9 protein-coding genes are annotated in these 7763 nt (G+C 74.0%); 6 read left to right on the top strand and 3 right to left on the bottom strand.

Translation table 11 applies throughout. The features are described 5' to 3' along the window. Window positions 1–350 precede the first annotated feature (350 nt). Window positions 351–1166: a superoxide dismutase gene (locus C8054_RS13310; RefSeq protein WP_146179915.1), complete on the top strand. Its 816-nt coding sequence runs from the start codon at window positions 351–353 to the stop codon at window positions 1164–1166. A 137-nt stretch (window positions 1167–1303) separates the two neighbouring features. Here the strand turns inward: C8054_RS13310 and C8054_RS13305 are convergent, their stop codons facing one another. Then, complete coding sequence (locus C8054_RS13305; RefSeq protein ID WP_199199730.1) at window positions 1304–1576, bottom strand: hypothetical protein; 273 nt, start codon at window positions 1574–1576, stop codon at window positions 1304–1306. A 49-nt stretch (window positions 1577–1625) separates the two neighbouring features. After that, window positions 1626–2210: a hypothetical protein gene (locus tag C8054_RS13300; RefSeq protein ID WP_107157099.1), complete on the bottom strand. Its 585-nt coding sequence runs from the start codon at window positions 2208–2210 to the stop codon at window positions 1626–1628. 93 nt (window positions 2211–2303) lie between these two features. Between C8054_RS13300 and C8054_RS13295 the strand changes: the two genes are divergently transcribed. Then, window positions 2304–3293 (top strand): phytanoyl-CoA dioxygenase family protein, encoded by a 990-nt coding sequence (locus tag C8054_RS13295; protein ID WP_158273846.1) that lies wholly within the window; start codon window positions 2304–2306, stop codon window positions 3291–3293. Here C8054_RS13295 and C8054_RS13290 read toward each other — a convergent pair. Beyond that, a complete protein-coding gene (locus tag C8054_RS13290) occupies window positions 3220–3627 on the bottom strand; it encodes a pyridoxamine 5'-phosphate oxidase family protein (RefSeq protein WP_107157098.1) in 408 nt (135 codons plus the stop codon). The two genes, C8054_RS13295 and C8054_RS13290, sit on opposite strands and share 74 nt — an antisense overlap. Window positions 3628–3694: 67 nt before the next feature. Between C8054_RS13290 and C8054_RS13285 the strand changes: the two genes are divergently transcribed. From C8054_RS13285 to C8054_RS13270, 4 genes are all read left to right on the top strand, one after another. Beyond that, window positions 3695–4528: an alpha/beta fold hydrolase gene (locus tag C8054_RS13285; RefSeq protein ID WP_107157097.1), complete on the top strand. Its 834-nt coding sequence runs from the start codon at window positions 3695–3697 to the stop codon at window positions 4526–4528. 153 nt (window positions 4529–4681) lie between these two features. Further along, on the top strand, window positions 4682–5860 hold the full coding sequence (locus C8054_RS13280) for a sensor histidine kinase (protein ID WP_107157096.1): 1179 nt from the start codon (window positions 4682–4684) through the stop codon (window positions 5858–5860). Further along, entirely contained in the window at window positions 5850–7070 is a 1221-nt protein-coding gene (locus C8054_RS13275; RefSeq protein WP_107157095.1) for a hypothetical protein, read from the top strand. The genes C8054_RS13280 and C8054_RS13275 overlap by 11 nt, the downstream gene beginning before the upstream one ends. Further along, a complete protein-coding gene (locus C8054_RS13270; RefSeq protein WP_107157094.1) occupies window positions 7040–7756 on the top strand; it encodes a response regulator transcription factor in 717 nt (238 codons plus the stop codon). The genes C8054_RS13275 and C8054_RS13270 overlap by 31 nt, the downstream gene beginning before the upstream one ends. Window positions 7757–7763 lie beyond the last annotated feature (7 nt).

Genomic DNA, 7763 nt, shown 5'->3' with positions numbered 1-7763 from the left:
ACGCGGCTACCAGCGTCCGACTAACCCACGACCTCACACGGACCAAGGAGCGACGACGTCAGCGAGCGACCGACACGATTTTCAGCCCGGAACGGGCCACCTCGCCAGAGGCGACAAGGACTAACCCCGACAAGGCGCTTCGTGGGCTCCGGGCGGCCACCTGTCGAGCAACGGTGAGGTAGCTCGGGCACTTGATCCACAGATACCCATATATGTGTTCGCTCGCCTAGCGAAGGAGCACGACAGTGCACAGACGAACGCTCTTGGCCGCGGCCGTTGCCGCGCCCGTCGGGGTCGCCATCGGCGCGGCGCCGGCCTCGGCCCACCATCGGAACGGCCGATATCCCTCGGTGATCAACCTGCCGAACGGGTTCTGCCCGGAGGGCATCGCCCGCGGCACCGGCACGAAGATCTACGTCAGCTCGATGACCGACGGTTGCGTCTGGTGCGCCGACCTCCGTACCGGCCACGGGATGCTACTCGTACCGCCGGTGGCCGGCACCCAGGCGACGGGGCTGGCCGTCGAACGGGGCCGGATCTGGGCGGCCTGCGGCAACATGGGCGGCGCGGCCGTCTACGGCGAGTCGACAGGTGAGTGCCTGGCGACGTACGACTTCGACGGCGGGTTCATCGACGGCGTGGCCGCCACGAACAAGGCCGTGTTCTTCACCGACTCGGAGAAGGCCAAGGTCTACTGCGTGGAGTTCGGCCGCCACGGGTCGTTGCCCGGGCAGTCGGGCGTACGCGCGCTGCCGTTGCCGGCCGGGCTCGGTGACCCCGACGCCTGCAACACGGGCATCGTCGCCGCGTGGGCGGGCAAGCTCATCGTGGTGCAGGCCAGGACCGGGCGGCTCTACTGCTTCGATCCCCACGCGGGCATGGCCGCCCGGATCAGCACGGGCGGTGTGTCGGTGGCCAACGGCGACGGTCTCCTGCTCCGGGGGCGCACGCTGTACGTGGTGCGCAACCGGAACAACGTGATCGCCAAGTTCCGTCTCGACGAGCAGCTCACCCGGGCCACGCCGGTCGACGTGATCCGGGACTGCGACCTCGACGAGCCGTCGGCTGTGGTTTCCTTCGGCTCAAGCCTGTACGCGGTCAACGCGCGGTTGTCCGTACCCGCGACTCCCGACACCACGTACTGCGTCGTACGGGTGCGCGACTGACCATTCCTTCGGACATCCGGCCGGGTTGTCCCCGGCCGGATTAAAGGTGCGTCCAGCCGGCAGCCGCCCTGCGGTAGACCCGCGACACATCGAGCAGACCGCCTGGCTCGTCCACGCCCAGCCGGGACGCACGACCGCTACTCCCGCAGGTAGCCGGTGACCGGGTCGATGTCCCGGAGGAAGGCGCGGATGGCCTCCGCCATCTCCGCCCGGGTCATCGCCGGTCCGGAGCTCGTGAAGCCGTAGTCGTGCGGCCCACTCAACCAGTCGAAGTCGTAGGTGACGGGACGCCCGACCCGCCTGCTGACCCGAAACTCCTGCCCGTCGACCGTCATCATGATCGGCTCGTCCCCGGTGTGGCGGGGTCCCACGTGCGCGGGCGCGAGGCCCGGCTCCGGTTCGGTCGACATACAGGATCCTCGGGGTCGGCGGGCACGGTCGGCCTCGTTTCGGGACGGGTCAGGCACCCTTCGCCGGCACGCCGGCCTCCAGTTGACCGATCACCGGGCCGAGCAGTTCGTCGAGTTCCCGCGTCAGCACCACGACCGCGCGCCGGGCCGCGAACGCCACGGAATCCTCCGGACCGTCGGGAGCGGGCGGCAGGTCCCCGAGCGGGATCGGCGCCTCCACCTGAAGCGTGGCACGCAGGTGCGGGCTGCGGGTCAGGTCCTGGTCGGTCGGCGTCGTGTACTGGCCGAACATTTGCGGCCAGTCCCGCCATCCCCGGTCGCGTTGCCACTGCCGGGTCCAGGTGAGTTCAGCCGGCCATCGGGACACCACCGAGACGGCACCGATCAGGCTGCCGTCCCACGGGCTCGGCGCGCAGGTCGCCGACACGATCCGCCGGTGCCAGCGGACATAGCCGGGGGTCAGCCCGGTGGCAAGCCGCCAGGCCGTCGCGGCGAAGGCGACCGGCGCGATGTCACCCCACGTGGCGGCGAATTCGTCGGTACGCCGGAGCACCTCGTTCTCGAAGCGACCGCGCCCGTCGGCGCCGCGCTCCCGGTCGACGTTCTCGTCGAGCCAGAAGGCACGCTGTTCCACTGTCGTCCTCCCCCGTCCGGACTCTCGTACCGGTCTACCACGACCGGCGCCAAATCAGATGCACACCCGTGGATCCGTCGGAATACTGCCCCGGTGGACGATGACACCCTCCGGGACACGTGGGAGGCAGACGGCTTCGTCGTCCTGCCCGGCTTCCTTCCGGCAGCCGAACTGGCGTCGGCGCTCGGCGAGCTGGAGAGCATGTTCCCGTCGCCGGCGGGCTTCCACGACGGGACGGATCCGCGTCGGGCCCGCTACCTCGACAACGAGTTCGCCGGCATCCAGGGGTTCCCGTTCGACAGCGTGGCGCTCAGCCTGCTGGCGACCGGTGACCGCCTGGTGCGCCTGGCACGCACGTTGCTGCGTACCGACGATCTCCGGGTCTCCTCGGCCGAGGCGTGGGCGAAGTTCACCGGAGCGGCCGACTACGACCAGGAGTTGCACCGCGACTACCTGAACCACACCCTGCTGGTGCCGACGGACGCTTCCGGGTTCCGGCAGGTGGAGATGTTCGTCTACCTCGTCGACGTGCCCGAGGGCCTCGGCCCGCCGCACCTGCTGTCCACGCGGCACACCCGGGACCTGCCGGCCAAGCCGAACTGGTATCCCCGAACGGACGTGGGCGAGAGGTTCGGCGACTTCGTCGCGCCGACCGGCAGTCCGCATCTCTACGAGGCGGAGGTGTCCGGCGCCGGTCCGGCGGGCACGGTGGTCGCGTTCCGGCCCGGCACGTTCCATCGGGGCACCGCCATGACCACGCCACGCGGGGCGCGCTACACCATGCATCTCTGCTTCCGGCCGGCCGCCGTCGGGTGGGGCGACCGGCACGCCTGGGCCGGACGGAGTCACGAGCCCGGCTGGTACGGCTTCGTCAGCCGGGCGACCCCGGCGCAGCTCGCGTTGTTCGGCTTCCCGCCACCGGGTCACCCCTACTGGACCGCCGAGACCGTCGCCGGTGTGGCCCAGCGTTATCCGCACCTGGACATGACGCCCTGGCGGGTCGGAGGCGCTAGCGTGCCGTGCCGGCGAGCAGCCACCGCCGGACCGGGATCTCCAGCAGGACCCGTGTCCCGTCCGGGGTGACGGGCTTCCGGATGTCCCAGCCCGCGTACTTGTCGGCGAAGGCGGCGACGACGGCGGGTGGGAAGTCGCCGCGGTGCAGCCGGGCGGCGCCCTCCGCGACGACCGGGTGGTCGCCGCCCTCCAGCGCCAGGGAGACGCGCGGGTCCGCCGCCACGTTCCGGGCCTTGACGCTGCCGGCCTCGCAGCCGACCCACCAGACGCCGTCGGCGTGGACGAACCAGACCGGCGTCAGGTGCGGGGAGCCGTCCGGACGCAGCGTGCACAGCCAGACGTTGCGCTCGTCGGCGAGTCGCGCGTCGACGCCGGGTGGAAGAGGTGCCGGGGGTGGGGTCATCCGGAGAGTGCACCACGTCCGCATCCGCGCGGGTGGGAGTGTCGGCGGTCACCGCTAGGGTCCGTCCATGGTGACCGAGACGGATCTCCGCCGGCCCGACGGCCGCGTCCTGCACGTCTACGACACCGGCGGGGCGGGCCGGCTGCCCGTGTTCTGGCACCACGGCACGCCGAACGTGGGCGCTCCACCAGCCCCGCTGTTCGCCGCCGCCGACCGTCTCGGGCTGCGCTGGGTGTCGCACGACCGGCCCGGCTACGGCGGCTCCACCCCGCTGCCGGATCGCGACGTCGCATCGGTGGCGTCCGACGTGGCCGCGGTGGCCGACGCGTTGGGCCTCGACCGGTTCGCCGTGATGGGTCACTCCGGCGGTGGTCCGCACGCGCTGGCCTGCGGCGCGCTGCTGCCGGAGCGGGTGGTCGCGGTGGCGGCCGGCGCCGGGTTGGCGCCGTACGGCGCGGCCGGGCTGGACTGGTTCGCCGGCATGGCGCCGTCCGGGGCGGCGTCGCTGCGGGCCGCCGCCGCCGGGCGGGCGGCCAAGGAGGCGCACGAGGCCGCCGACGAGTCGTACGATTTCGGGTTCACCGACACTGACCTGGCCGCGTTGCAGGCCGAGTGGTCCTGGTTTAACAGCGTGGTCGGCCCGGCGCTCGTGTCCGGCCCGGGCGGGCTGATCGACGACGATCTGGCGTACGTGCGCCCGTGGGGTTTCGATCCGGCCGACGTGGCGCGGCCGGTGCTGCTGCTGCACGGCGACCGCGACGGCATCGTGCCGGTGGCGCACTCCGAGTGGCTGGCCGGCCGTTGCCCGGCGGCCGAGTTGCGCCGTTTTCCCGAGGACGGGCACATCTCCGTGCTCCGGCACGGAGGGTCGGCCCTGGAGTGGCTGCGCCGGCACGGCTGACCCGAAAACCGGACGGTTCGGCTCCGCTTTCCCGTCCCGGTAGCGACGCATCGCGTACCGAGGGTGACGGGTTCTGACAAAGCGTGTTATTCTCCGGCGTCAATCTATGCCGTGCGGACCCGGACGGGTCGCTGCCGGAAGGACACTTCCCCGATGCCGGTGGCTGCCGCCACGACCCTGCCACGGTCCCCGTTGGACCGTCCGGCCGGCGGCGCGTTCACGCTGATCTTCACCACGCTGCCGGCGCTGCTCCGGCTCACCTGCGGGCTGGTCGGCGCGGTGGTCGCCCTGTCGGTGCGGACCGCACCGGTGCGGGTGGCGCTGCTGGTACCGGCCGTCGTCGCGCTCACCGCGTGGTCCGGCTGGTACGCGTTCCGCGCGTTCCGGCACGGCGTCGGCGGCGCGTTGGTGGCCGGCGACGTGGCGTTGACCACCGCCACCGCGCTGGCCGTGCCGTGGCTGGTCGCGCCGGAGGTGCTGCCCGGTGAGGCGAGCTGGGTGGCGGTGCTGGCCAGCACCACCGTGATCAACGCGCAGGCCACCGCGCCGGCCCGCTGGTCGGTGCCGGCCGGCCTGCTCGTCACCGCCGCCTACGCGACCGGCGCCACGCTGGCCGGGAACCCGGTCGAGGCCCGTGCGCACACCGGCACGCTGCTGGTGCAGACCGGCTGCGCGGCGGTGATGACCGCGGTGATGCGCGGCTGGCTCGGCCGGGCCGACGCCGCGTTCGCCGGCTACCAGCGGCTGTCCCGCGAGGCGGTGGTGGCGCGCGCCGCCCGCGAGGCGGAGCGACGGCACAACCGGGACCTGCACGACACCGTGCTCGGCACGCTGACCATGGTCGGGCTGGGCGCGGTCGGAGGCAGTTCCGTGGCGCTGCGCGAGCGGTGCGCGGCGGATCTGCGTACGCTCAGCGCCCTGGCCGGGGCGCGGACCGCGACCGCGGCCGGCGAGGCGGACCTCGACGAGCGGCTGCGCACGGTGCTGGCCGGGCTGCCGGAGCTGACGGTGACCGCGACGCTGCCGCCGTGCCGGCTGCCGGCGGAGGTCGCCGCGGCGCTCGCCGACAGCGCCGCCGCCGCGCTGGCCAACGTGGCCCGGCACGCGCCGGGCGCGGCCACCACGCTGCGCCTGGTCCGCGCCGACGGCACCGTGGTGGTCGAGGTGGCCGACGACGGTCCCGGCTTCGACCCGACCACGGTTCCGGCCCACCGGTACGGGCTGCGCGAGTCGATCCACGGGCGGATGGCCACCGTGGACGGCCGGGCGGTGGTGACTTCCGCCCCTGGCGCCGGCACCCGGGTCCGGCTGGAGTGGTCCGATGGCGACTGAGTCGGGTACGACGCTGGCCGGCGGGACCGTGGTGCACACCGGCCCGGCGGTGGACGCGGCGCCCCGGCTCCGGCCGGTGGCACGCGCCGGGACGGCCGGGGCGGTGCCCCAGGCGCACGCCGTGGCGGACGCGTCGGACCGGGGCGCCCGGCTCGTGGCGGTCGGCATCGCGTTGGCCTGGCACCTGGCGGTCAGCCTGCCGGCGGTGCTGGCGGCGGGGCCCGGCATGGCCGCCCCGGCGGTGGTGGCGGCCGGCTGGCTGGTGACCGCGCTGGTCGGCGTCGCCACCGGCGTACGCCTGCTGGGTGGTGGGTTGCCCCCGGCCCGGCGGCTGGCCGCGGTGCTGCTGGCGGTCGACGCGGCGGTCTTCGCGGCGGCCGGTGAGCGGTTCCTGTTCACCACCGCCAACTGGGTGTGGGGCGGGCTGGCCTGGTTCTTCCTGCTGGTGCTCTGGCAGCGGCCGGTGCGCTGGCTGCTGGCGCTGCTCGCCGCGCACGCGACGATCGCGCTGGTGGCGGTGGTGCTGCACGGCACGACCGCGCCGGCCGACCTGAGCCGGTACGCGATGTACGTCTACGGCACCTCCACGTTGCCGGTGGCGGTCTTCGCCGGCGCGGCGGCGCTCACCGCGCTGGCCCGGGACCGGGCCGGCACCGCCGCGGCGACGCTGGCCGTGGCCGCCGAACGGGAGGCCGCCGAGCGGGCCCGGAGCGAGCGGCAGGCCCGGCTCGCCCTGGTCAGTGGCACCGCCGAGGAGGTGCTGGCGGCGCTGGCGACCGGCGACGCCGACCCGGCCGACCCGGCGGTACGCCGCCGCGCGGTGCTGGCCGCGGCCCGGTTGCGCCGGCTGATCGCCGAGTCCGACGACGTGCCCGACCCGCTGCTGCACGAGTTGCGGGCCGCCGCCGACCTGGCCGAGCGGAACGGTCTGCCGATCGAGCTGGTGGCGGTCGGCACGCCGCCGGAACTGCCGGTCGACGTGCGCCGGGCCCTGGCCGACCCGCTCACGGCGGCGCTCGCCGGCGCCCGCGGCGCGGCGCGGCTGACGGTGGTCGCCGGCCCGGACGAGGTGGTGGTCAGCCTGGTGACACCGGATCACGACGGCCCGGACGATCCGCTGCCGCCGACCGACGGGGACGGGCCGGTGGCGTACCTGCACGAGCGGGACGGGGAGATCAGATGGACGCAGACCCGCTGGCGGCAGGCGTGAACGCCGGGCAACCGGTCGGGGTGGCGATCGTCGACGACCACCCGGTGGTGATCGACGGGGTGCGCGCCTGGCTCTCCTCCGAGCCCCGGCTGCGGGTGCTGGCGACCGGCGACGATCCCGACACGGTGCTGCGGGCCGCGCCGGGGGCCGAGGTGGTGCTGCTCGACCTGCGGCTGCACGGGCGGATGGTGCTCGACAAGCTGGCCGAGCTGAGCGCCGCCGGGCGGCGGGTGGTGGTCTACTCCGAGCACACCGACCCGCAGACCATGCTGGCCGCGCTGGACGCGGGCGCGGTCGCGTTCCTCGCCAAGCACGAGGGGCGGGAACACTGCGTGGCCACCGTGCTGGCGGCGGCGAGCGACCGCCCGTACGTGCCGCCGGCACTGGCCGGCGCGATGGTCGGCGACGCCCGGCCGGACCGGCCGTCCCTGTCGGACAAGGAGCGTGAGGCGCTGCTGCTGTGGTTCCAGTCGATGTCGAAGGCGTCGGTGGCGCGCCGGATGCAGATCAGCGAGCACACCGTGAAGCAGTACGTGGACCGGGCCCGGATCAAGTACACCCGGGCCGGGCGTCCGGCGGCCACCAAGGCGGCGCTGCTCGCCCGCGCGATCGAGGACGGCCTCGTCCGACCGGAAGAGATCGGCATCTACCGGTCACAGGCGTCGGCCGACCGGCCGACCCCCTAACGGGTGT

The organism is Micromonospora sp. RP3T (genome assembly GCF_003027925.1).
Lineage (GTDB): Bacteria > Actinomycetota > Actinomycetes > Mycobacteriales > Micromonosporaceae > Micromonospora.
The sequence above is the reverse complement of the archived record's forward strand: the minus strand, read 5'-3'. Positions and strand labels throughout refer to the sequence as shown.